General features: G+C 72.0%; 22 protein-coding genes. 12 read left to right on the top strand and 10 right to left on the bottom strand.

Translation table 11 applies throughout. From position 1 onward, the window contains the following. Positions 1-32 precede the first annotated feature (32 nt). The gene (locus tag PQI07_RS09865) at positions 33-467 is read left to right on the top strand and encodes a GlcG/HbpS family heme-binding protein (RefSeq protein WP_043355601.1); all 435 of its coding nucleotides are present in this window, start codon (positions 33-35) and stop codon (positions 465-467) included. Positions 468-480: 13 nt separating this feature from the next. Here the strand turns inward: PQI07_RS09865 and PQI07_RS09860 are convergent, their stop codons facing one another. Then, positions 481-1,035 (bottom strand): PAS domain-containing protein, encoded by a 555-nt coding sequence (locus tag PQI07_RS09860; protein WP_274926535.1) that lies wholly within the window; start codon positions 1,033-1,035, stop codon positions 481-483. A gap of 433 nt (positions 1,036-1,468) precedes the next feature. On the opposite strand from PQI07_RS09860, the gene PQI07_RS09855 reads away from it, so the two are divergent. From PQI07_RS09855 to PQI07_RS09845, 3 genes are all read left to right on the top strand, one after another. Continuing rightward, a complete protein-coding gene (locus PQI07_RS09855; RefSeq protein WP_179697454.1) occupies positions 1,469-2,755 on the top strand; it encodes a Zn-dependent hydrolase in 1,287 nt (428 codons plus the stop codon). Positions 2,756-2,802: 47 nt separating this feature from the next. Further along, on the top strand, positions 2,803-3,102 hold the full coding sequence (locus tag PQI07_RS09850; RefSeq protein ID WP_043348759.1) for a hypothetical protein: 300 nt from the start codon (positions 2,803-2,805) through the stop codon (positions 3,100-3,102). Between the two features lie 86 nt (positions 3,103-3,188). Beyond that, entirely contained in the window at positions 3,189-3,644 is a 456-nt protein-coding gene (locus PQI07_RS09845; RefSeq protein WP_274926534.1) for an SRPBCC domain-containing protein, read from the top strand. Between the two features lie 9 nt (positions 3,645-3,653). Here PQI07_RS09845 and PQI07_RS09840 read toward each other — a convergent pair whose 3' ends face one another. Further along, a complete protein-coding gene (locus tag PQI07_RS09840) occupies positions 3,654-3,905 on the bottom strand; it encodes a hypothetical protein (protein ID WP_043348754.1) in 252 nt (83 codons plus the stop codon). Positions 3,906-4,061: 156 nt separating this feature from the next. On the opposite strand from PQI07_RS09840, the gene PQI07_RS09835 reads away from it, so the two are divergent. The 3 genes from PQI07_RS09835 (at position 4,062) to PQI07_RS09825 (ending at position 6,190) form a co-directional block, all read left to right on the top strand. Next, a complete protein-coding gene (locus tag PQI07_RS09835; RefSeq protein ID WP_274926533.1) occupies positions 4,062-4,850 on the top strand; it encodes a spermidine synthase in 789 nt (262 codons plus the stop codon). A gap of 271 nt (positions 4,851-5,121) precedes the next feature. Next, positions 5,122-5,328: a hypothetical protein gene (locus PQI07_RS09830; RefSeq protein WP_043348747.1), complete on the top strand. Its 207-nt coding sequence runs from the start codon at positions 5,122-5,124 to the stop codon at positions 5,326-5,328. A gap of 322 nt (positions 5,329-5,650) precedes the next feature. Then, a complete protein-coding gene (locus PQI07_RS09825) occupies positions 5,651-6,190 on the top strand; it encodes a hypothetical protein (RefSeq protein ID WP_274926532.1) in 540 nt (179 codons plus the stop codon). Positions 6,191-6,458: 268 nt separating this feature from the next. Here PQI07_RS09825 and PQI07_RS09820 read toward each other — a convergent pair whose 3' ends face one another. Next, positions 6,459-7,415, bottom strand: a complete 957-nt coding sequence (locus PQI07_RS09820; protein ID WP_043387084.1) for a LysR family transcriptional regulator — start codon at positions 7,413-7,415, stop codon at positions 6,459-6,461. Positions 7,416-7,516: 101 nt separating this feature from the next. On the opposite strand from PQI07_RS09820, the gene PQI07_RS09815 reads away from it, so the two are divergent. The 3 genes from PQI07_RS09815 to PQI07_RS09805 are packed head-to-tail and all read left to right on the top strand — an operon-like array spanning position 7,517 to position 9,364. After that, positions 7,517-8,137 (top strand): YceI family protein, encoded by a 621-nt coding sequence (locus PQI07_RS09815; RefSeq protein ID WP_043759663.1) that lies wholly within the window; start codon positions 7,517-7,519, stop codon positions 8,135-8,137. A 16-nt stretch (positions 8,138-8,153) separates the two neighbouring features. Beyond that, positions 8,154-8,759, top strand: coding sequence for a cytochrome b (locus tag PQI07_RS09810; RefSeq protein WP_274926531.1), 606 nt, complete (start codon positions 8,154-8,156; stop codon positions 8,757-8,759). Then, positions 8,756-9,364 (top strand): YceI family protein, encoded by a 609-nt coding sequence (locus PQI07_RS09805; protein WP_075381054.1) that lies wholly within the window; start codon positions 8,756-8,758, stop codon positions 9,362-9,364. Before PQI07_RS09810 ends, PQI07_RS09805 begins: the two co-directional genes overlap by 4 nt. Before the next feature lie 167 nt (positions 9,365-9,531). Here PQI07_RS09805 and PQI07_RS09800 read toward each other — a convergent pair whose 3' ends face one another. The 3 genes from PQI07_RS09800 to PQI07_RS09790 form a co-directional block, all read right to left on the bottom strand. Further along, positions 9,532-10,110: a GNAT family N-acetyltransferase gene (locus tag PQI07_RS09800; protein ID WP_043348725.1), complete on the bottom strand. Its 579-nt coding sequence runs from the start codon at positions 10,108-10,110 to the stop codon at positions 9,532-9,534. After that, positions 10,110-12,455: an Orn/Lys/Arg family decarboxylase gene (locus PQI07_RS09795; RefSeq protein ID WP_043348722.1), complete on the bottom strand. Its 2,346-nt coding sequence runs from the start codon at positions 12,453-12,455 to the stop codon at positions 10,110-10,112. The genes PQI07_RS09800 and PQI07_RS09795 overlap by 1 nt, the downstream gene beginning before the upstream one ends. Positions 12,456-12,673: 218 nt before the next feature. Next, positions 12,674-13,654 carry a hydroxyacid dehydrogenase gene (locus PQI07_RS09790; RefSeq protein WP_043387093.1) on the bottom strand — a complete coding sequence of 327 codons (981 nt, stop codon included), beginning with the start codon at positions 13,652-13,654 and terminating at the stop codon, positions 12,674-12,676. A 512-nt stretch (positions 13,655-14,166) separates the two neighbouring features. Between PQI07_RS09790 and PQI07_RS09785 the strand changes: the two genes are divergently transcribed. Both PQI07_RS09785 and PQI07_RS09780 read left to right on the top strand, forming a co-directional pair. After that, the gene (locus PQI07_RS09785; protein WP_274926530.1) at positions 14,167-16,296 is read left to right on the top strand and encodes a TonB-dependent receptor; all 2,130 of its coding nucleotides are present in this window, start codon (positions 14,167-14,169) and stop codon (positions 16,294-16,296) included. Between the two features lie 153 nt (positions 16,297-16,449). Beyond that, on the top strand, positions 16,450-17,205 hold the full coding sequence (locus tag PQI07_RS09780) for a hypothetical protein (protein ID WP_179697460.1): 756 nt from the start codon (positions 16,450-16,452) through the stop codon (positions 17,203-17,205). 9 nt (positions 17,206-17,214) lie between these two features. On the opposite strand, the gene metB is transcribed toward PQI07_RS09780, so the two are convergent. The 4 genes from metB to PQI07_RS09760 form a co-directional block, all read right to left on the bottom strand. After that, entirely contained in the window at positions 17,215-18,375 is a 1,161-nt protein-coding gene (gene metB / locus PQI07_RS09775; RefSeq protein ID WP_075382030.1) for a cystathionine gamma-synthase, read from the bottom strand. Positions 18,376-18,588: 213 nt separating this feature from the next. Next, positions 18,589-18,825, bottom strand: coding sequence for a hypothetical protein (locus PQI07_RS09770; RefSeq protein WP_274926529.1), 237 nt, complete (start codon positions 18,823-18,825; stop codon positions 18,589-18,591). Positions 18,826-18,859: 34 nt separating this feature from the next. Next, positions 18,860-19,840, bottom strand: coding sequence for a BLUF domain-containing protein (locus PQI07_RS09765; protein ID WP_274926528.1), 981 nt, complete (start codon positions 19,838-19,840; stop codon positions 18,860-18,862). A 27-nt stretch (positions 19,841-19,867) separates the two neighbouring features. After that, positions 19,868-21,592 (bottom strand): putative bifunctional diguanylate cyclase/phosphodiesterase, encoded by a 1,725-nt coding sequence (locus PQI07_RS09760; RefSeq protein WP_274926527.1) that lies wholly within the window; start codon positions 21,590-21,592, stop codon positions 19,868-19,870. Positions 21,593-22,219: the final 627 nt, after the last annotated feature.

Genomic DNA, 22,219 nt, shown 5'->3' with positions numbered 1-22,219 from the left:
TGTCGCGCAGACAACGCGAACGGGAGTGTCCCATGCACGTGACGATCGAGCAGGCCGAGACGGCGATCGCGGCCGCGCGGGCGAAGGCCGTCGAGCTCGGCACCCAGATGTGCATCGCCGTGGTGGATTCCGGCGGCAACCTCAAGGCGTTCCACCGCATGGACGATGCCTGGGTCGGGTCCATCGACATCGCCCAGAAGAAGGCCAAGACGTCGGTGTTCTTCGGCATGATGACCGGCCAGATCGGCCAGCTGTCCCAGCCGGGTGGTCCGCTTTACGGGATCGAGCACTCCAACGACGGGCTGATCACCTTCCCGGGCGGGATCCCGATCGTCGACGCCGACGGCGTGATGTCGGGCGCCATCGGGGTCAGCGGCTCGACGGTGGAGAACGACCACACCGTCGCGGAAGCCGGCGCCAAGGCCATCGGCCAGACCGAACTGCCGGCCCATCCCTGGCGCACCTGAGCCTGCGGATTCCTCAGGGCTCGCGCCGCGCCAGCGCACGGCCGATCCCGAGGAGCAGCATCTCCGAGACCGTCTTCAGATAAGGGTCCCCGTGGCGCTCCAGCGCCGCGTGGACCGCGATGCCGTGGTCGGCCGCGACGTTCAGGTCGGCCCCCTGCGCGGCGCCGCTGCCCTCCGCGGCCCGCACCGACGGCGGATGGAGATCCGTCACGTCGATATAGGCGCCGCGCCCCCGCAGCACGCCGTCCGCGTCGGGCGTCAGGCAGCCGCGGTTGAGGATCCAGCGGGTCTCGCCCGCCCCGGTCAGGATGCGGAACTCCAGCGAAACCGGGCCCCCGGTCCGACGGACATGGTGGATCCGGCCGAACACCCAGTCCCGGTCCGCCGGGTGGATGCGGCCGAGGGCGGCGTCGAGCGGCAGCGGCGTCCCGGCGAGCCGCGGGTCCCCCGCCAGAAGAGACGCCGCGCCCGTGTCGAGCACCGACCGGCCGGCCCGGACGTCCGTATCCCAGAGTCCGATCAGTCCGGCGGCCTGCAGGGCAGAGGCTGCCGTAGAAGCCAGCATCATGGAATCCTCTCCGAACTGGCTAGTATCGATGATTGTACGATGATGGACAGATTGATCCGCGCCACATGCGCGCGGCAAGCCGGATGTCCAGTATCGTCCCGGTCGACAGCTTCATACGCGGCGTCGCGGCCGCCGAGTTTCGGGTCGCATTGCGGCCGAGGAAGACATCGATGCGGCGCAGGGCGAATCTCGGCGTTCCTCGACAGGTCTCGGTCGTCCCATCACGGCACAAAGACCGGATCCACATCGCTGCGGCAGAGAAAGTTCGATCACAAATGATGGGTAGACCGCGCGATCGGAGAGAATTCCGCACTCCGCCCCGGGCTCCGGGACGGCCGCTGCCCGGCCGCCGGAACGCGCGTCGCCCGACCCTGGTGCGGGTTGCCGGTGCGCCGTAACCTGCACCGTCCGGTCGGCATTCGGCAGAGGCACCATGGAGCGCACGGTGGACCGCATCAACCTCCCGCTCTCGCAGGTCCGGCTCTGGGACAGCCTGATGGACCTCGCCCGGATCGGCGCGCTCCCCAACGGCGGCAACGACCGGCAGGCCCTGACCGACCGCGACGCCGAGGGCCGCGCCCTGTTCCAACGCTGGGGCGAGGCGGCGGGGCTGACGCTCACCGTGGACCGGGTCGGCACCATGATCTTCCGCCGCCCCGGGCGCGATCCGAGCCGCAAGCCCGTGGCCATCGGCAGCCATCTCGACACCCAGCCCACCGGGGGCAAGTTCGACGGACCCCTCGGCGTGCTGGCCGGGCTCGAGATCATGCGCGCCCTGCACGAGGCCGGGATCGAGACCGAGGCGCCGCTCCTGCTGATCAACTGGTGCAACGAGGAGGGCGCACGCTTCGCCCCGCCGATGAGCGGCAGCGGCGTCGCCATGGGCATCGTCCCGGAGGCCGACATCCTGGCGACCCGCGACCTCGCGGGCCACGTCTTCGGCGACGCGCTGCGGCGCATCGGCTGGCAGGGCACGGCGGATCCGGCCGCCCTGCGGGAGATCGGCGCCTATTTCGAGCTCCACATCGAGCAGGGCAAGCGCCTGGAGGAGGCCGGCCTCACCATCGGGGTGGTCGACCGGGCGCTCGCCCAGATCTGGTACGAGATCACCGTGCTGGGCGAGGAGGCCCATGCCGGCAGCCCCATGGCGGGCCGGCGGGACGCGATGATGGCCGCGGCGGCGCTGATCGCCTCGCTGGAGGACATCGCCGAGACGGCGGTCGGCGAGGGGGGCGAGCGCGGCCGCGCCACCGTCGGCGTGCTGAAGGCGGAGCCGGCGAGCCGCAACATCACGCCCGGCCGGGTCTGGTTCAGCCTCGACACCCGCCACGGCGACACCGCGCAGCTGGAGGCGATGGGGACGCGTATCCGCGCCCGGGCCGACGCGCTGGCGGCCGGGCGCGGCGTCACGATCCAGGTCTCGGAGTTCTGGCGGGCGCCCCCGACCCCGTTCGATCCGGTTCTGGTGGATCGCGTCCAGGCGGCGGCGGAGGCGCGGGGCCATGCCTGGACGCGGATGCCGACCGCGATCTACCACGACGCCGTCTACTGCGCCCGTGCGGTGCCGGCGGCCCTGGTGTTCTGCCCCTGCCACGGCGGGATCAGCCACAACGAGGCCGAGAGCATCACGCCGGCCTGGGCCGGGGCCGGCCTGGAGGTGCTGGCCGACGCGGTGCTCGCGACGGCGGGTCTCGCCGCCCCCCGGACCGGGCCGGCCTGAGCCCCGGCCGCACCGGCACCCGCGTACGAACGGAGACTGGGTTCCGCATGTCCGACGACAACGTCATCCGCCCCGCCTTCGGCGTCCCCCGCACCCCCGCGCCGGAACCGGAGCCCGATCCCGCCCAGGCGCCCCTGCGCGTCTTCGGCACGGGGGCCGGCCATCGGGTCGGCCTGATCCGGGACCCGTCGGCGGTCGAGGGCGACGTGATCCGGGTCGTGGTCGGTCCGGAGGACGAGCGGGGGGTCGAGACCGTGGCGCTGCTCCCCGCCGACGCGGAGACTGAGGCCGAGCGGATCGGGTTCGCCATCCTGCGGGCGCTGGAAGTGGTCGAGGGCGCGGTCTGAACCGCCGGGTGGGCGGCGCGCGGTTTCGGAGAGCGGGAGCGGCCGGGGCGAACGGGCGCCGGCGGGAGGGCGGCGGGAGGGAAGGCATGACGGGCGTTCGGATCAGCAGCACGGAGATCGCGATCCCCGCGCGGGCCGGACTCGTCTGGTCCGTGCTGACGGATCTGGATTCCTACCCGGCGTGGAACCCGTATATCCGCAAGGCGGCGGGCCGCCTGCGCGAGGGCGCGCGCTGGCGCCTGGAGCGGACCCTGAACGGCCGCGCCTACCGGACGCGCCAGGTGACGGTGACCGGCTGGGAGCCCGGCCGGCGCCTCGCCTGGCGCGGCGGCCTCACGATGCCGCCCCTGCTCGTCGGCGAGCACGAGGTCCGGATCCTCGAGACCGCCGACGGGGTCCGCCTCGTCCAGGCGGTGGCCGTCGCAGGCCTGCTCGCCCCCGCCCTGGTCCCGTGGCTGCGGACGCGCCTGCAGCCCCGGTTCGCGGCGATGAACGAGGCCCTGCGCGACGAGGTCCTGCGCCGGCTGGCCGAGAGCGCCTGACCGCTCCGGTCAGACGACCGGCTTCGGCTTGACGACGGGCGAGCGCGTCAGGCTCTCGATCGCGCGGCCCGGCCGTCCGGCCTTGCGGGCGATCTCTTCCTCCTGCTCGGCGATGAGCTGCCGGGCCGGCTCGTCGCCGTCCAGGCCGCCGAGGATCTCGGCCGGCACACGCCGGTTCGAGGCCCGTGAACCGTCCGTGAAGACGATATCGAACAGAACGGAGCCCCGCTCCTGGGGTCTCGACTTGATGCGTTTGGCCATAGGTGCTGATACGCCGCCGGAATCGGTCGCGGCAAGGTGCGTCGCCGGGCAGGGGGTTGCGCGACGCGCACTGCCGGGTCCGGGCGCCGCCTTGCTCCTGCCGCGATCCCTCCGCCGCCCGTACGGGACGGGCGCCGGCAAGCCGAGGACGTGTGCGTGATACCCTGGGTTCATCTCGATACCGGATCCGTGCCCGGGGGCGGCACCGACCTGCGCCTGATGCGGCGCGGCGACGAATTCGCCATCATGGCCGACACGATCGAGCTCATGAACAACCGGCGCAGCGGTTCCGAGGTGGCGCTCGCCGCGATGACCTGCGCGCGGCTCCAGGACCGGCCCCGGGCCCGGATCCTGATCGGCGGCCTCGGCATGGGCTTCACCCTGCGGGCGGCGCTCGAAGGCCTCGGGCCGGAGGCGCAGGTGGTGGTGGCCGAACTGGTGCCCGCCGTGGTCGCCTGGGCCCGGGGGCCGCTCGCCCACGTCTTCGCCGGCTGCCTGGACGATCCGCGGGTCGACCTGCAGGAGGCCGACGTCAACCGCCTGATCCAGGCCGGCCCGGCGCGCTACGACGCGATCCTGCTCGACGTCGACAACGGCCCGGAGGGGCTGATGCGCAAGGCGAACGACCGGCTCTACGACAATTGGGGCCTGAAGCGCGCCCGCTGGGCCCTGCGGCCGGGCGGCATCCTGGGCGTCTGGTCGGGCGCGCCGGACCGGAAGTTCAAGAGCCGCCTGCAGCGCTCCGGCTTCGCGGTCGACGAGCAGCGCGTCCACGCGAGCGGCCGGGGCAGCGGCCCGAAGCACGTGGTCTGGCTCGGGACCCGGACCGAGGGGCAGGCCGAGACTCGGGGCGAGGCTCGGGGCGAGGGCCGGGGCGAGGGCCGACCGGCGGGCGGCGCCGGACCGCGCGGACCGGCCCAGGGCCGGCGGCGGCCGGCGCGCTAGGGCCGTTCCCGCACGGGGTGCAACCGGGTTCTGTGATTCCCCACCGCGGGGTGACGGGACCGACGATGCGGCCTCCGCGGCGTTCCGATCCACCCCTCTCCGCCTGAGGGGCCCGCGCTCCGGCCCCTCCGGAGGACGGGGGCGGGTCGGACGGCCGGCCCTGGTCCGGAGCGCGCCATAGCAACGCGGGGAGAACGGCTCTCGCGACCGGGGCTGACGCCCAGGGTCGCACCCCCTGTCCCGATGCGGGACGCTTCCGCACATTCCCAGCATGGGTGCGACGGGCGGGCATCTCTACACGGTCGAGGTCAGGCCGAGCCGGCATGATCCCGGCCGCTTCACCTGGGCGATCCGCGACCGCGGCAAGCTGGTCCGGGGGTCGTTCCGCCCGTACACCTCCGAGCACGCGGCACGCGCCGTCGCGGAGGCGGAGATCGAGCGGCTCATCGGCCAGGATGGTCGGTCCGGGGGGGCCTAGATCCCGTTCTCGTCCACCCGCCACCGCCAGATCCGCGTGCAGGGCGCTCTGCGCGTCGCGCGGTCCGTCCGCGATCCCGCGCGGTGACATGCTTTAGGTGCATGGCTGGGCGGCCCGACAGGGGAGCATATGCATATCTCCCCGGCGTCCGATCCGTTGCATGCCGCACTGCGGTATCCTATCTTTGCATTGCGGGATGGCGATGGCGTCGCGATCCCGCTGCCCTTCTTGGGCGTTTCCTCCCTAGACTTCGGGCCGCTCCTTCGGGAGTGGCCTTTTTTGTTTGCGCCGACGCACGGTTCGTTGGCGCGGAACCGAGAGCTTGGCGGTACGTTTTTCCGCCATGGAACACTACCGCTCCACCCTCGGTACCACTGCCGTTGCCGTATTCGGGCTGGTGGCGGCCGCGCATATTCTGCATCCAGGCAATTACGAGGTGCAGACACGCCCTGCACGTCCGGTCGTGACGGCTGCGGCACCGGTCGCGCCGGCCGCCTGGGTGAATCCCCCGGCCCGCTCGTCCGCACCGGAGACCACCGGGGCGCTGGCGGCTGTCCCGACGCCGCGGATCGCCGCCGCGGTCCCCTCCACGGCGATGCCGACCGCGCCGCTTCCGGCCGAGATGGCACGTCCGGCCGAATCGCTGCGGAAGGCCGTGGCGACGCATCGGCCGAAGGGGGCGGAGCGCGGGTCGCGCCGGACTGCCCGGCTTCGCCACGCCGCACTCGAGCGTACCGCGCAATCCGATCGGCCGGCCGTCGTCGCGGCGGCCCCCCAGACGGCCCCGGTGGCCGCCCCGTCCCCGAAGATCGATCCGATCGGCGACATCATCCGCGGTCTCGGCCTCGGTCGCGACGGCTGAGCCGCGCCGCGATGCCCCGACTCCGACGGGGCGGAAGGGTGCGTCGCGCACGGGATGGCGAGATCCGTCGGCTGGTCCGGGGGTAGGCGCGCATCGCCGGTGCGCATGGCGATGCTGTCGCCACGGCGCAGATATAAGTCGGTCGTGATGGACCGGCCCGCCGACGGCAGAACGAACCTGGTGGCGGCGGGTCGCCCGGCTTAGGCGGTCGCCCGGGCGATGCCCATTCCGATCGCAGCCCCTGTCATCTTCGGCGCAAGAGAGGGCGTCATCTGTTTGGGTCGTCGCCGTCCAGGGTGGCGCCGGGGCAGTCGCGCGCCGCCAGGGCGCTGCGGACATGCTCGCGGAAGACCTGGACGCGGGCGGGCAATTCGCGCCCCGCGAGGGTGACGGCGCGCAGATGCGCGCCGCGGGTCGCCCAGGGGCTGAGCACCCGCAGGATCTCCCCCGCCTCCACGGCGCGGGCGGCGACGAGGCTCGGGAGATGGCCGATCCCGGCGCCCGCCAGGGTCAGCCGGTGCGCGGTGGCGAAGTCGCTGACCCGGATGGCCGGGCTCAAGGCCAGCGGCTCGGTACGGCCCTGCCCGTCGGTCAGCACCAGTCCCGCCGTGCCGATCCGCTCCCGGGCGAGGATCAGGTCGTGGTCGTGCAGGCCCGCGAGGTCCGTCGGGGCCGGGCGGCGCAGCAGATAGGCGGGGGCGGCGTAGAGGCCCAGAGCCAGGGTCGCGAGGACCATCGCGCGGTAGCCGGTCTCCTCCGCGCCGCCGAGACGCAGGGCGAGGTCGATCCGGTTGGCCGCGAGGTCGAGGCGCGCGTCGGTGTTCAGCATCTCCACGGTGATCTGCGGGTAGGCGGTCCGGAAGCTCGCGACGATCTCGGGCATCACCTCGATCCCGAAATCGATCGAGGTCGTGATCCGCAGGTGCCCGGTCGGCACCGTGCGGGCGTCGCGGGCGGTCTCGGCCGCCTCGTCGAGGAGGGTCAGGCTCTCCTGCGCCTTGGCATAGAAGGCCAGCCCTTCGGCCGTCGGCGAGACCGCCCGTGAGGTGCGCGCCATCAGCCGGGCGCCCAGCGCCTGTTCCAGGCGGGAGATCCGTCGGCTGACGCTGCCCTTGGTCTCCTGCAGGCTCGCGGCCGCGGCCGTCACCGTGCCGAGATCGACGACGGCGCAGAAGGCCCGCACATCCTCGAGTCCGCCCCGGAAGGTTTCCGTTCTCGCAACCATGGGGTTCCGGATAGCAGGCTCAACCGGTGCCGTGAACGGGTCTACAGGGCTGCTGCGGCGCAGCGACTCGCGCTCGACCGTCTGCTCTGCAGGAGACACCCTTGAAGTCGATTCTCGCCTCCGGCCTGCTGGCCCTGCTGGTCGCCACCCCGGTCGCCACCTCGGCGCTGGCCCAGACCCCGCCGACCCGCGATCCGGCGCAGATCCAGGCCGGCACCTACGCGGTCGATCCCGGCCACACCCAGGTCGGCTGGCGCGTGTCCCATATGGGCTTCTCGAACTATGCCGGCGGCTTCTCGGACGTGTCCGGCACGCTGGAGCTGCAGCCGAAGAACCCGGCGGCGGCCAAGCTCTCGGTGAAGATCCCGGTCGCCTCGGTGACGACCACCAGCGCCAAGCTCACCGACGAGCTCAAGGGCGACCAGTGGCTCGACGCCGCCAAGTTCCCCGACATGACCTTCGTGTCCACCAAGGTCACGCCGGCCGGCAAGGACCACGCGAAGGTGACGGGCGACCTGACGCTCCACGGCGTGACCAAGCCGGTGACGCTGGACGTCACCCTGGTCGGCGCCGGCGTGAACCCGCTGAGCAAGAAGTATACGGTCGGCTTCGAGGCCACCGGCACGCTCAAGCGCTCGGAGTTCGGGGTGAAGACCTACGTGCCGCTGATCGGCGACGAGCTGCACCTCACCATCGCGGGCGCCTTCGAGAAGCAGGACTGACACCGGGGGATCGGCCATGGCGAACGGGGTTTCCGCGCGGCGGTACTCCGCCGTGGCGATCCTGCTGCACTGGGCGAGCGCGCTCGCCGTGCTCGTCCTGATCGGCCTCGGGCTGACCATGACGCACGCGGCCCTGGCGCCGCTGCGCCAGTTCCAGCTCTACCAGTGGCACAAGTCGGTCGGCGTCACGGTGCTGGCGCTGACGGTCCTGCGCCTCCTCTGGCGCCTGACCCACCGGCCGCCACCGCACCCGGCTGGGATGCCGGCGCGGGAGCGGCGGGCGGCCGCGGCGGCGCATCACCTGCTCTATCTGCTCCTCGTCGGGCTGCCCCTGACCGGCTGGGCCGTGGTCTCGCTGTCGCCGTTCAACATCCCGACGGTGCTCTACGGCCTCGTCCCCTGGCCACACCTGCCGCTGGCGGCCCACGTCCCCGACCCCGCCGCCGCCGAGGGTCTCCTCAAGCAGGTCCATGCCCTGGGGGCGTGGTTCCTGGCGGCCCTCCTCGGGGTCCACGTGGCGGCCGCCCTGCGCCACCATTTCCTCCTGCGCGACGACGTGCTGCGCCGCATGCTGCCGGGGCGCCGGCCGTCGACCGCCCCGATCGTGGAGCCCACCCGATGAACGCGCGTCACCTCTGCCTGCTCGCGGCGCTGCAGGGCGCGTTCTTGTGCGCGTTCCTGGGCGCGTTCCTGGGCGAAGCCCTGCCGGCCGCCGCCGCCGAGTGGGCGGTGGATCCGGCCCGGAGCGCGATCCGGTTCTCGGGCGTGCAGGTCGGCGTCCCGTTCACCGGGCGGTTCGAGCGGTTCACGGCCAGCGTGGATTTCGACCCCGCCAAGCCCGAGGCGGGGCACGCGCTCGTGCTGGTCGACCTCGCCAGCGCGCGGACCGGGGACGTCCAGCGCGACGAGGCCCTGCCGCAGAAGGACTGGTTCGACGTCAAGGCGGCGAGCCAGGCGCGCTTCGAGGCGACCCGCTTCGTCGACAAGGGGCAGGGCGACTACGCGGCGGTGGGGACGCTGACGATCCGCGGCACGAGCCGGCCGGTGACGCTGCCGTTCCACCTGACCTTCGACGGCGGCGCGGCGCATGCCGTGGGGCGCGTCGGCCTCGTCCGCACCGAGTTCGGCGTCGGCCAGGGGGCCTGGGCCTCGGGCCAATGGGTGGCGCTCGATGTCGGCGTCGAGGTCGACATCGTCGCGACGGCGCAGCCGGCCTCCGGCCACTGATCCCGGCCCCGGTCGACTCCTTCGGCGGGTGTCACGCGCTCCGTCATTGCGAGCGCAGCGAAGCGACCCAGGGTAGCGCGCCCTCCGTAAGTGTGGCGCTCCTGGATCGCTTCGCTGCGCTCGCAATGACGGCGGCCGGGCGTCGGACGCCGCCCCGTCCCGGCCCGCTACCCCGGCCGGTCCTCCGACCCGGTGCCCAGCGCCCGCTGGACCATGACGCTGTCCGACCAGTGGCCGTACTTGAAGCCCACCGCCCGCAGGTAGCCGACCCGCTCGAACCCGCAGGCCTCGTGGAGCCGCAGGGACGCGGCGTTCTCGGCGTCGATGTAGCCGATCATCTGGCGGTAGCCGCCGGCCGCGCAGGCTTCGATCAGGGCCGGCAGCAGCCGGCGGCCGATCCCGGCATGCAGGTGGTCGGGATGCACGTAGATCGAGTGCTTCAGCGTGTAGCGGTAGGCCGGGCGTTTCCGGAACGGCACCGCGTAGGCGTAGCCCGCCACCGCGCCGTCCCGGTCGGCCACGAGGTGGGGCAGGCGCTTCTTGCGCATGGTCTTGCGCCGCCGCTTCAGGTCGTCGGGAAGCAGACGGTCCTCCTCGGCGACGCCGACATCGCTCACGCCCCTGCTGATGTGGTGCTCGTAGATCGCCACCATCGCCTCGACATCCGCATCCGAGGAGGCGCGGATGACGATGTCGGGGCAGGTGCGGGCCGGGACCAGGCCGGGCGTCTCGACCTCGATCTCCATCAGGCCCCCTCGCGTGCCACGTAGGTGTGGAAGCGGATCCGCCCGTCCGGATCGACCTCGCGGTAGACGCCCTGGATCTCGGCCTCGAAGCCCGGGAACAGGTTGGCGGAGGCCTCGAACATCTTGAAATAGTCGAGCATGGGCTTGGCCCGGTCGTCCAGGCGCTCGCCCGGCAGCACCGTGCCGATGCCCGGGGGATAGACCAGCATCAGCGTGGTGGCGATCCGCCCCTCGGCCTCGGCGATCGGCACGTAATCGACCTTGTTGCGGGTCAGCAGCTGGGCGGCCTTCTTGGGCGGCATCACCATCTCGGGCAGGTGCTCCGGGGCGAACTGGCGCCGCTGGAGCGTGGAGGTGCCGGCCTCCCGGTGGAAGGCGTGGAATTCGGCGCAGAGGTCGCGCAGGCGCACGCCGCGGTAGCGGTTCGGCCGGCGGTTGACGAATTCCGGCATGGCCTCCTCCAGCGGGACGTTGTCGTCGTGGAGCCGCTTGAAGGCGACGAGGCCCGAGATCAGCGTGCCGGCCTTGGAGGATTCGACCCCCGGGGTCAGCAGGAAGAGCAGCGAGTTCAGGTCGTTCTTCTCGGCGACGATCCGGTTCTCACGCAGGTACTGGGCCACGATCGGCGCCGGCACGCCGTGCTGGGCGTAAGCCCCCGTGTGCCGGTCGAAGCCGGGGGTGAGCACGGTGAGCTTGTTCGGGTCGGTGATCGCGTAGCCCGGCGCCACGTGGGTGAAGCCGTGCCAGCGGGCGCCCGGCTTCAGCTCCCAGTGGCGCGGCGTGGCGGCGAGCTCGTCGGTCGGCACACTTTCCCAAGGCACCTCGGCCCCGTCGGCATTCACCGTCACGTCCGGCACGAAGGGGTCGAAGAACCAGCGCCTTGCGGGATCGCGCTCGTTCTCCTCGAATTCCCGCCGGATCGCCCGGACCTTCTTGCGCCACTCGATCCCGAGCCGGATCGTGTCGTCCCACAGGATCATGCCGGAGCGGCCCTTCATCATCTGGGCGCCGACATCGAGGGAGGCAAAGAGCGGGTAGAAGGGCGACGTGGAGGCGTGGACGAGGAAGCTCTCGTTGAGCCGCTTGTGCTCGACCCGCCGGGTCTGGCCGCGGATATGCCCGTCGCGGGTGTGGATCTGCGAGGCCTGGGAGAAGCTCGCGAGCTGCTTGTGGGTCGATTGCGTGGCGACGATGCCGGGCGAGGTCTCGTCGAGGCCGGTCAGCCCCATGGCGAAGCGGCGGGCGTAGAGCGGGTGGAACTTCATGAAGCCCGCCCAGGCCTCGTCGAACAGGATGTAGTCGCAGAGGTGGCCGATCTTCTCCAGGATCTCCTGGGCGTCGTAGATCGTGCCGTCGTAGGTGCACTGCTCGATCACCGCAACGCGGAACGGCCGCTCCCGGCGCCACGCCTCGGGATCGGTCACCAGCGGGTTCCGGCGGATCTTCTCCCGGATCCGGGTCTCGTCGAGGGCCTCATGATACATGGGGCCGATCAGGCCGTAGGCGTTCCGGTCCGTTTCCAGAAAGATCGGGATGCCGCCGCCCAGGAACAGGGCGCCGTGATGCGCCGCCTTGTGGTTGTTGCGGTCGAACAGGACGAGGTCGTCCTCCGCGATCAGCGAGGACAGGACGATCTTGTTGGAGGCCGAGGTGCCGTTGAGGACGAAGTAGGTCTTCTCGGCCCCGAAGATCTTCGCGGCCTCCTTCTGGGCCTTCAGCGCCGGGCCCTCGTGGGTCAGCAGGTCGCCGAGGTCGAGGACCGAGTTGTCGAGGTCGTCGCGGAAGATCGCTTCCCCCAGGTGCTCCACGAAGATCCGGCCGATCGGCGACCGGTTGTAGAAGATGCCGCCGTTGTGGCCCGGGCAGGTCCAGAGCTGGTTGCCCTTCTCGGCGTAGTCGACGAGCGCGCCGAAGAACGGCGTCTTGAGGGTCTGGGCGTATTGCGTGACCCGGCTGACGAGGCCGCGGGCGATGAATTCCGGCGTCTCCTCCGCCAGGAAGATGTAGCCGTCGATGAAATCGAGCAGTTCGACCGGGATGTCCTCCAGCCGCTTGCGGCGGACCATGATGACGATCGGCATCTCCAGGCCGCGCTTGCGCATCATGTCGATGAGGGCGGCGGCCTTGCCGTCGAGGCCGCGCTTGCCCCAATCGACCACGAGGCAGCCCACCGCGGCGTCGGTCTGCACCGCGATGGCCGCGTCCTCGACCCGCCGGGCGCGCACCACCTCGAAGCCGCGCTGCTCCACGGCTGCCACGATCTGATTGACGCGCGCGCCTTCGAGATCGTCCGGATCGAAGGCGGGGGCGCACATCAGGACCGTGAAGCGACGGTGGAAGTCCATGGAGCCCTCTCTGGCCTCGGATGCAGCGCGTGGCTTTCCGGCCCGTCTGCGACGATTGCATGACAACGTGCGCGGCGGGTGGTCGTGGTGCGGACGAAAGGGCGTGATCCGGGCGCGGTCGGAGCCGTTGGAGCGCGGCCTTCCCACCCGCGCCCTCATCCTGAGGTGCCGGTCGGAGATCGGTCGCGCGGCCCGCGGCGGCAACCCGTCTCAGGGTATCACAGGGCGCGCCGCCGCGCCCAGACATCCGGATTGACCAGTCCGCCCGGCCGCCGGCCTGCCAGCACGTCGACCACGCGGCCGGCGGCGGTCTCGGCGGTGCGGATCAGGGCCGACCCGGTGGAACCGCCGACATGGGGCGTCAGGATCGCCCGCGCCTGACGGGCGAGGGGGTGGTCGGCCGGCAGGGGCTCCTGGGCGAAGACATCGAGCCCGGCGCCCGCGATCGTGCCGGATTCCAGCGCCTCCACCAGGGCCGCCTCGTCGATCAGGCCGCCGCGGCTGGTGTTGATCAGGAAGGCGTCCCGCTTCATCCCGGCGAGCTGGTCCCGGCCGATCAGGCCGCGGGTGGCCGGGGTCAGGGGCACGTGCAGGGAGACGATGTCGGCCTCCGCGAGGAGCGCGTCCACCGAAGGAGCCCGCAGGGCACCGGCATTGGCGAAGTCGGCGTCCGGCCGGCTCGGGCCGTAGGCCAGCACCCGCAGGCCGAGGGCCGTGCCGAGCCGGGCCGTCGCCTGCCCGATCGCCCCGAAGCCGACGAGGCCCAGCGTCAGGCCGGCCAGCTCGATCAGGCGGGCGGTGAACTTGAAGCTGTCGTCCCCGCGCCGGACCGAGCGGTCGGCCTCCGGCAGGGCCTTGGCCAGGGCGAAGATCAGCGCCAGCGTCTGCTCGGCCACCGAGACGGCGTTGGCGCCGGGCGTATTGACCACCACGATCCCGGCCTCGGTCGCCTCGGCGGTGGCGACGTGGTCGGTGCCGGTGCCGTGCACGCCGATCACCCGCAGGGCCGGGGCCGCTGCGATGGCGCGGGCCGGGAAGCCGGTGTTGCGGGTGATGACGGCGACGCACGGGGCGGCCTCGCGGGCCAGGGTCTCGGGATCGGTGCCGCTCGCCGGACGCGGCTCCAATCCGGCCGCCCGCAGCCGGTCGAGGCCCGCCGCGTGGATCGGCTGGACGATGAGGCACGGACCGGTGATCACGGGAAAACCTCTGCACTAGAGGAGGGGTGACAGGCACGTTTCGCGCCGGGCCCGTCTAGGCGGGGTGGGCAACCCTGGCAACCGGGCGCCCCGGTCTCCGCCGCGGCAACCCGATCGGACGCGCGCGATCCACACCCGATCGCGGCCGTGTCGGGCCCCGCACGCCCCGCCCGGCCCGACGATCCCGGCCGCGCGCCTCAGCCGAGCTCTAACCCGGCCTTCCGCGAAATCGCCTGCTCGACCGTGCGATGATGAGTGAGGCACTGATAATGATGTCGTTCGGCAATGGAAGTCAGTATAGAAAGCAATCAATATCGATCACGTAGATCGACCCTGCGTGCGCTGAATATAATTATAATTAATCCAAATGTATTTTTGACACACGTAGAGATATTTGCTGCCTTGCTCCGTGATTCGGAGCTTTCGTCACGACAATGCGGTCTCAAGATTTCTCGGTGTCGGTTTCCGCGCGGAACCGGCGCCGGCGGCGCGCGGCACGGCCGGTTCTCCCGATGGCTTTCCTGCTGGGCTTCGTCGGTTCCGGGCTGCACGCGGCCCGCGCGGAGGAGGCCGGGGCCGGCCGGGAGGTCCAGCTCGACGAGATCTCGGTCGCGAGCGCGGCCGCGCCGCGCGGACCGGTCCCGGCCTATGCCGGCGGTCAGGTGGCGCGGGGCGGTCGCCTCGGCCTGCTGGGCGATACCGAGATCCAGAAGGCGCCCTTCAGCATCGCCAGCTACACCGACACGCTCATCCGGGACCGGCAGGCGCGGACGGTATCCGAGACCCTGGTCCTCGACCCGTCGGTGCGCGCCACCCAGACCACGGGGGCGCCGTTCGACTCCTTCTCCATCCGGGGCTTCCCGTCCAACGAGAACACCAGCGGCGAGGTCGCCTTCGACGGGCTCTACGGCATTGCCCCGAGCTTCCGCATCTTCACCGACTACGTGGAGCGCATCGAGGTCCTGAAGGGGCCGTCCGCCGCCCTCACGGGGGTGTCGCCGAACGGCGCGGTCGGCGGCGTGGTCAATATCGTCCCGAAGCGCGCCGGCGCGCACCTGACCCGCGTCACCCTGGATTACGGCTCGACCGCCTGGGGCGGCAGCCAGGTCGACGTCGCCCGCCGCTGGGGGCCGGGACGGGAATGGGGCGCCCGCGTCGTCGGCAGCCTGCACGGCGGCGCCACGCCCTTCGACCGCCAGACCGAGACGACCGGCGTCGGGGCCCTGGCCCTCGACTACCAGGGTGACCGGTTCCGCGCGTGGCTCTACCTGCTGGCGCAGACGGACCGCTTCAACGCGCCGCTGCGCCCGTTCCTCCTGCGGGCCGGCGTGCCCGTACCGCGGGCGCCCGACGGTCGCCTGAACCTGACCCAGCCCTGGGAATACTCGGACGTCGACGATCGCGGCGGCCTGCTGCGCACCGAGTACGACCTGACCGATCAGGTCACGCTGTTCGCGGATGTCGGCGGCGGGCAGACCGGCGTGGAGCGGTACTTCCAATCGGCGCCGACGATCCTCAACGGCCGCGGCGACACGACCAGCACGCCGCAATTCTACGCCCTCGGCGTCGACCGGCTCACCTACGACGCCGGCGTCCGGGCCCGGTTCGAGACCGGATTCATCCGCCACGCCCTCACGCTTCAGGGCTCCGTGTACGACGAGGCGACGGGACGGCGGTTCTCGCCCGGCCGGGGCGCCTACCTGTCGAACCTCTACGTGCCGGCCCTCGTCCCGTACATCGCGCCGATCTACGGCATCGGCCGGCCCCGCCTGTCCGACAGCACCCTGTCGGGGATCGCGGTGGCCGACACGCTGTCGGCCCTCGACGAGCGCGTCCTGCTGACCCTGGGTGTGCGCCGCCAGCGCGTGGAGGCGCACAATTACCTGTCGAATGTCGGCACGCTGGCCTCGTCGTACGACAAGAGCGCCACGACCCCGATGGTCGGTCTCGTGGTGCGGCCCTGGGACTCGGTCTCGCTCTACGGCAACTACATCGAGGGCCTGAGCCGCGGCGACGTGGCCCCGGCGGTGGCGACCAATTCCGGCACGATCCTCGCTCCCTACGTGGCCCGACAGGTCGAGGCGGGTGTGAAGCTCGATCTCGGCCGGTTCGGCGCCACGCTTGGCGCCTTCCGGATCACGAAGCCCGCGGGCGAGCTCGGCCCGCAGGGGCGCTTCGCGGCGACCGGCGAGCAGCGCGTCGGCGGCCTCGAGCTGAGCCTGTTTGGCGAGATCACGCCGCAGGTGCGCGTGGTCGGCGGCGTGACCCTGCTGGACGGACGCCTCGTCCGGACGGCGCTCGCCGCCAATCGCGGGCACCGGCCGATCGGCGTGCCTGAGGTCCAGGCGAGCCTGGGCGCCGAGTGGGACCTGCCCGGGTTGCCCGGCCTGACGCTCAACGGCGCCGTCATCTCTACCGGGCGGCAGTTCGTCGACCTCGCGAACACCCAGGCCCTGCCGGCCTGGGCCCGCCTCGACCTCGGCCTGCGCTACACGACCCTGGTCGCCGAGCGGCCGACGACCTTCCGGGCCAGCATCCTCAACGTGACCGACGCGCGGTACTGGACCGGGGTCGCGTCGTTCGGCACCTTCTTCCAGGGCGCGCCGCGCACCTACCTCCTGTCGATGGCGGTGGATCTCTGAGCCGGACCGGAGCGGCCATGCTGCTTCTGACGGGCCGCGCAATGTTTCACGGGAAACATTTTCTTAACCCTGAAGGTCGGGCGTGCGGGGGCCGCCCGCTGTTGCAGCGGCGCCGTCGCGGCGCGGCGCCGGCCGGGTTACCACCGGTCCACCATGACCACATCGAGCTGGCGCACCCTCCGCAACGAGCAGGCCCGGGCGCGACTGGAGAAAGCCCTGCCGGCCATCTTCCCGGCACCGGTCCTCCAGCACGCCTTGGCGCGCCCGCTGATCCCGCCGACGCCGCGGCTCGCCGTCGAGAGCTACTGGCGCAACCACATCCTCCGCGCCGACCGGCTGGCCCGGGCACTGGCGGCCCGCTCCGGGACGCCGGAGGGCTGGACCTGGCAGCTCGGGGCCGAGGGCCGGGCCGGAAGCTTCCGCATGCCGCCGGCACCCTACCGCGATCCGGCCTTCGCCCGCGGCCGGGGCGTCTGCTGCATCTGCGGTCAGCCGGTCTACCGGTTCGGCTGGCACCGGGATCTCTGGGCGCGCGGCGCCCCCAACACCAATGCCGGCTGGCACGCAGCCTGTGTCGCGGCCTGGAAGTTCTGGATCGCGCCGCATGCCCAGGTCCGGGCGCTGAAGCTCCGCCAGCGGCATCGCTGCACCACCACCGGCAAACGCCTGCTGAAGACGGCCGAGGTCGACCACACCCTGCCGCTCTACCGGGTCTGGCGGGAACACCGCGACGCGCCCTGGCCGGTGCTGCTCGGCTATTGGGGGGCGCCGAACCTGCAGGTGGTCAACCGCGCCGCCCATGTCGACAAGTGCCGCGACGAGGCGGCCGAGCGCTCCCGGACCGTGCAGCGCGCCCGTTTCCGGGTGGTCGAGGACGAGTCCGGGTTCAGCGTGGTCGAGGAGGAGTGACCGGCCGGCTCAGCCGTCCAGGGCCTCGAAGGCCCGCGACAGGTCGGCCAGCAGGTCGGCTTCCGCCTCCAGGCCGACGGAGAGACGCAGCAGCCCGTCGGTGATGCCCGCGATGGCGCGCGCCTCCGGGTCCATGGCCGCATGCGTCATGGTCGGCGGATGGGCGATCAGGCTCTCGACGCCGCCCAGGGATTCGGCCAGCGTGAACACCCGCAGGGCCTCCACGAAGGTCTTCACCGCCGCACGGCCCCCGGCGAGCTCGAAGCTCAGCATGGCGCCGAAGCCCGCCTGCTGCGTCTTCGCCAGGGCATGTCCCGGATCGGTGGGCAGACCCGGGTAATGCACGCGGGCCACCGCCGGATGCGCCTCCAGGAAGGCCGCCAGGACGGCGGCGTTGCGCTGCTGCTGCTCCACCCGCACGAACAGGGTGCGCAGGCCCCGGAGCGTCAGATAAGCGTCGAGGGGCGAGCCCGTGACCCCGATCGTGTTCGCCCAGGCGGCGAGTTCCTCCCCAACGGCCTTGTCGGCGGCGACCACGACCCCGCCGATGACGTCGGAATGGCCGTTCAGGAACTTGGTGGTGGAATGGACGACCAGATCCGCCCCGAGGGCGATCGGCTGCTGCAGGGCGGGCGACAGGAAGGTGTTGTCCACCACGGCCAGCGCGCCGGCCGCCTTCGCGTCCGCGGTGATGCGTCGGATATCCACCACGCGCATCAGCGGGTTGCTGGGCGTTTCGATCAGCACGACCTTCGGCCCCTCGGCCAGGGCTGCCGCCCGCGCGTCCGGATCGGTCTGGTCGACGAAGGCCACGCGGTAATGCCCGCGGGCGGCGCGGAAGCTCAACAGCCGGTGAGTCCCGCCGTAGCAATCGTGCGGCGCGACCAGGAGATCGCCCGGCCGCAGGCTCGACAGCGCGAGATCGAGGGCCGCCATGCCGCTCGCCACCATGACGGCGCGGGCGCCGCCCTCGAGCTTGGCGATCGTGTCGGCGAGGGCGTCCCGCGTGGGGTTGCCGAGACGCGAGTAGTCATAGGGTCCGGCCTGCTCGAAGGCCGGGAACTTGAAGGTCGTCGACAGGTGGATCGGCGCAATCACCGCGCCGAAGGCCGCGTCCTGGGCCACGCCGTTGGCCGCCGCAACGGTACGGGCCGCAAATCCCTCTGACATCGCCTCGTCCTCCACGCAGAGATCGTCCGCACCGTCCAACCGGAGCGAACGGGCGTTCTTTATGCAGAACGTATCAGACTTTCAAGAGAACGATCCCGCGTTCATGCTGGGACGGTCAGCGCCCGGCGACGCCACGGCCAGGGCGCCATGCCGGCGAAGACCTGTCCCGTCGGGTCCGCGCGCGCAGCAGGGCCGCCGCCCGATAGCCGAGCATCACGGTGGACAGTCCGTAGCGCAGGACTGTGTCGCCCCGGCGGTCAGGTCGCCGCCTTGGCCGAGCGTGACGACCGTGTGCCAGTGCCGCAGGTCTTGTGCGCGCTGCGGGGTGAACGCGTCGAACAGGATGTTCCTGTCGGTGGCGGACAGGGGCAGGCACAGGGCGCCACCGGTCATGCCCGGGGGCTCCGGAGGTTGTGCGGCCGCGTCATCGGGTCCCTCAAGGTCGGCCACGATGACACCCTTTCGCCCGCTCGCCGCGGCGGAGTCAGGCGGTGCCGGTCTCGCGCACCGCCGCCGGTGGCGTCTCGTCCGCCACGGCCGGTGCGGCGGCCCGCACGCCCTCGGCCTCCTGCGCCAGGGTGCGGGCAAGGAGACCGGCCCGTCCGGCCCACAGGTCCCGTTCGTCGCGCAGGACCTCAAGCCGGTCCGCGGAGGCGGCCAGTGCGACGCGCAGGCCGTCGATCTCCGCCCGCAGGTCGGTCGTACGCTGCCGCTCGCTCGCCAGGGCCGCCTTGAGCACGCTGAGGGCGGCTTCGGCCGCGCCGCGCGTCCCGGCGGGGCGACGCAGGACCGGTGCGGCCCGCGGCGCCCGATCCGACCCGGCAGGAGCCGGCGCCGGGGCCTGGGATGCGGGCTCCGGACGCAGCCGCGCGATCTCGGCCCGCACCTGCGCGACGTCGAGCCCGGCAGCCGCACGCGGCTCGGGCCCGGCCGCCAAGGGCGCGCGCTCCACGGGAGCGCTCTCCAAGGGGGCGGCCTCCACGGGGGCGGTCTCCGAGATAGCTGTCGCCACGGGATCGGCCCCCACGACCGGAAATCCCTCTTCCTCGAGAACGAGCCCGTGCAGCATGGCGAAGACCCGGTCGCCGTCGAGGCGCGCGAGGTCGAAGCCGCTCTCGGCCGAGAGGCTGCTGAAGCGGGCCTGCCCGCTGGACGACTGGCCCACGAACGCCATCGACCAGTTGGCGAAGGCGCGGCTCTCCGCCGGGCCGCATTGCAGGACCGTGACGTCGTCGTGCCGCAGGTCGCGCTGGATCCGCTCGAAGGTCGTCTCGACCCCCCGACGCGGACCTTCGAGCACCTGCGCGAAGGCGCCCGCGTTGAACATCAGGGCGCCGGTTACCCCGAGGGCCGCGTTGTTCCGCTGGGACGCGTCCAGGATCTGGCGGACCGCGGCCATCACCTCCGGCTCCGAGCCCTGCAGCAGGTTCTTGCTGGCATAGACGAGACGGTAGAGGTCGCTCATGGCAAGGCGTCCCGAAGGGGAGAGTGATCAGGTCTGCGGAAAGCCGGCGAAGACCTGGCGCAGGTCCTCGGCGGGTACGGGCTTGCTGATGAGGTAGCCCTGCACGTCGGTGCAGCCCTCCAGGCGGATGCGCTGCATCTGCTCGGCCGTCTCGACGCCCTCGGCGACGGTGGTCATGCCCAGGCTCTTGCCCAGGCCGGCGATCGCCCGGATGATCGCCTCGCCGTCGGGCTTGCTGGTCAGATCCTTCACGAAGGAACGGTCGATCTTGATCTTGTCGAAGGGGAACGAGCGCAGGTAGCTCAGCGACGAGTAGCCGGTGCCGAAATCGTCCATGGAGACGCGCACGCCGAGTTCCCGCAGCCGGTGCAGGGTCTGGAGCGTCCTGTCGTTCTCCTGCAGCAGCACGCCCTCGGTGATCTCCACCTCCAGCCGCCGGGCGGGCAGCCCCGAGCCGGCCAGGGCCGAGATGATCGTCTCCACCAGCCGGTCGCTCTTGAACTGCGCCGGCGAGACGTTGACCGCCACCGACATGTGCTCCGGCCAGGTCATGGCGTCGCGGCAGGCCTGGCGAACGACCCACTCGCCGATCGGGACGATGAGGCCGATCTCCTCGGCGAGCGGGATGAAATCGAGGGGCGAGACCAACCCGCGTTCGGGATGGCGCCACCGGATCAGGGTCTCGCAGCCGATCAGCGTGCCGCTCGCGAGCTGCAATTGCGGCTGGAAGTGCAACTGGAATTCCCGCCGGGCGAGCGCCTGCCGCAGGTCGAGTTCGAGCTTGCGGCGCGCCTGCATGCGCGCATCCATCTCCGGCTCGAAGAACCGGTAGGTGCCGCGGCCGTCGAGCTTGGCCCGGTAGAGGGCGAGGTCGGCGTTCTTCAGGAGCCGGTCGGCGTCGGTCCCGTCCTCGGGGGCCAGCGCCACGCCGACGCTGGCGCCGATCGTCAGGAGATGGCCCTCCACCATGTAGGTGCGGCCGATCAGGTCGACGACGCGGCGGGCGAGGGCCTGCGTGCCCGCCGCGTCGCGGATCCCGGCCTGGAGGATGACGAACTCGTCGCCGCCGATCCGCGCCACCGTGTCGGTGGGCCGCACCGTCGAGCGCAGGCGGTCGGCGACCGTCTCCAGCAGCGCGTCGCCGATCGGATGACCGAGGGTGTCGTTGACCGGCTTGAACCGATCGAGGTCGATCAGCAGCAGGGCGCAGCACTCGCCCGTGCGCGCGAGACGCGCAAGAGCCTCGGCGAGACGCTCGCGCAGGAGCAGGCGGTTCGGCAGACCGGTGAGGGGATCGCGCCGCGCCATCGCGTCGGCCCGGGCTTCCGTGGCCTTCCGGGTGCTGACATCCTCCAGCGAGACGACCCAGCCGCCCGTCGCGAGGGGATGGAGTTCCACCTGGACCGTGTGGTCCCGGTGCCGCAACTCGAACACGACCGGCTGCCGCCGGGCCAGCGCGCGGCGGAGGCTGCGCAGCAGGGCGCCCCGCGGCGGGGCGGTCCCGGCCCGCAGGGCCCGCAGCAGCGGGATCGCCGAAGCCTGCACCCGCAGCGTGACATTGAGGCCGGCCAGGAGCTGCCGGGCCGGGGCGTTCGCCGCGATGACCGTCCCGGTGGGGTCGATCATCAGCAGACCCTGCCGGACCGCGTCGAGAAAGGGGAGCAGGGGATCGCGCCCGACGCCCCGCTCCGGCAGGGGCGGACGCGCCGCCTCCCGGCGCGACAGGTCGGCAGGCTGGGGATCCGCGCGCATGCCTAAGGGGCCTCGGAGTGAGCCGCCGGGCAAGCTGCGGCTGGAAACAGGGACTCCATAGATGCGAAGATGCTAATTCCATCTTTAAGGACCAGAAGATCGCGGGCTTGATCTGCGTTCAAGACTGCGAATGCGATCATGCCGCTCGCCGCCGCCCGGTCCGCTGCGCTCATGCCATGAGCCCGGTACTCTTCAGGGAGCCGCGGGCGGGGGCGGGCGTCGGCGATCGCGGCGATCCGCAGGTTCCCGGCCGGCGCGCCCGGCCTGTCGGCCGCGCGAGGGGGATCGGTTCGGGCACCCGGACAGGACGCTTGCGAAACCGCCGGTCCGCGGAGGACTACAGGCGATGCGGCGGCGGTCGGTCGGGCGCGGATGCGGAGGTGTGCATCCCGGGCTTGGCCGGCCTGCGCCCGGCCCCTTGCGTCGCGCGGCGAGCCCCACTACATCCGCTTCACCGGACGCGACGGCACGCCGTCCTCCGGTCCTTCCAGCAGCATCGCCGGCCAGCGACGACCCTCAGGGTCGGATGGTCGTCGGACTTGAGCCTAGGCTCAACCCGCACGCGGCGACTGAGGGAGCGTCCATCGTCCAGCGCTTCACCGAAGGGCCCCCGGGCCGTTCTGCGTT

The organism is Methylobacterium sp. 092160098-2 (assembly GCF_028920805.1).
Taxonomy (GTDB): Bacteria; Pseudomonadota; Alphaproteobacteria; order Rhizobiales; family Beijerinckiaceae; genus Methylobacterium; species Methylobacterium fujisawaense.
This window is presented reverse-complemented; position numbering and strand designations above follow the sequence as displayed.

Bases quoted from the DNA above. Each gene is read 5' to 3' on its own strand.
- PQI07_RS09865 (WP_043355601.1), top strand. From the start codon at position 33: ATGCACGTGACGATCGAGCAGGCCGAGACGGCGATCGCGGCCGCGCGG.
- PQI07_RS09860 (WP_274926535.1), bottom strand. From the start codon at position 1,035: ATGATGCTGGCTTCTACGGCAGCCTCTGCCCTGCAGGCCGCCGGACTG.
- PQI07_RS09855 (WP_179697454.1), top strand. From the start codon at position 1,469: ATGGAGCGCACGGTGGACCGCATCAACCTCCCGCTCTCGCAGGTCCGG.
- PQI07_RS09850 (WP_043348759.1), top strand. From the start codon at position 2,803: ATGTCCGACGACAACGTCATCCGCCCCGCCTTCGGCGTCCCCCGCACC.
- PQI07_RS09845 (WP_274926534.1), top strand. From the start codon at position 3,189: ATGACGGGCGTTCGGATCAGCAGCACGGAGATCGCGATCCCCGCGCGG.
- PQI07_RS09840 (WP_043348754.1), bottom strand. From the start codon at position 3,905: ATGGCCAAACGCATCAAGTCGAGACCCCAGGAGCGGGGCTCCGTTCTG.
- PQI07_RS09830 (WP_043348747.1), top strand. From the start codon at position 5,122: ATGGGTGCGACGGGCGGGCATCTCTACACGGTCGAGGTCAGGCCGAGC.
- PQI07_RS09820 (WP_043387084.1), bottom strand. From the start codon at position 7,415: ATGGTTGCGAGAACGGAAACCTTCCGGGGCGGACTCGAGGATGTGCGG.
- PQI07_RS09810 (WP_274926531.1), top strand. From the start codon at position 8,154: ATGGCGAACGGGGTTTCCGCGCGGCGGTACTCCGCCGTGGCGATCCTG.
- PQI07_RS09805 (WP_075381054.1), top strand. From the start codon at position 8,756: ATGAACGCGCGTCACCTCTGCCTGCTCGCGGCGCTGCAGGGCGCGTTC.
- PQI07_RS09800 (WP_043348725.1), bottom strand. From the start codon at position 10,110: ATGGAGATCGAGGTCGAGACGCCCGGCCTGGTCCCGGCCCGCACCTGC.
- PQI07_RS09795 (WP_043348722.1), bottom strand. From the start codon at position 12,455: ATGGACTTCCACCGTCGCTTCACGGTCCTGATGTGCGCCCCCGCCTTC.
- PQI07_RS09785 (WP_274926530.1), top strand. From the start codon at position 14,167: ATGGCTTTCCTGCTGGGCTTCGTCGGTTCCGGGCTGCACGCGGCCCGC.
- PQI07_RS09780 (WP_179697460.1), top strand. From the start codon at position 16,450: ATGACCACATCGAGCTGGCGCACCCTCCGCAACGAGCAGGCCCGGGCG.
- metB (WP_075382030.1), bottom strand. From the start codon at position 18,375: ATGTCAGAGGGATTTGCGGCCCGTACCGTTGCGGCGGCCAACGGCGTG.
- PQI07_RS09765 (WP_274926528.1), bottom strand. From the start codon at position 19,840: ATGAGCGACCTCTACCGTCTCGTCTATGCCAGCAAGAACCTGCTGCAG.
- PQI07_RS09760 (WP_274926527.1), bottom strand. From the start codon at position 21,592: ATGCGCGCGGATCCCCAGCCTGCCGACCTGTCGCGCCGGGAGGCGGCG.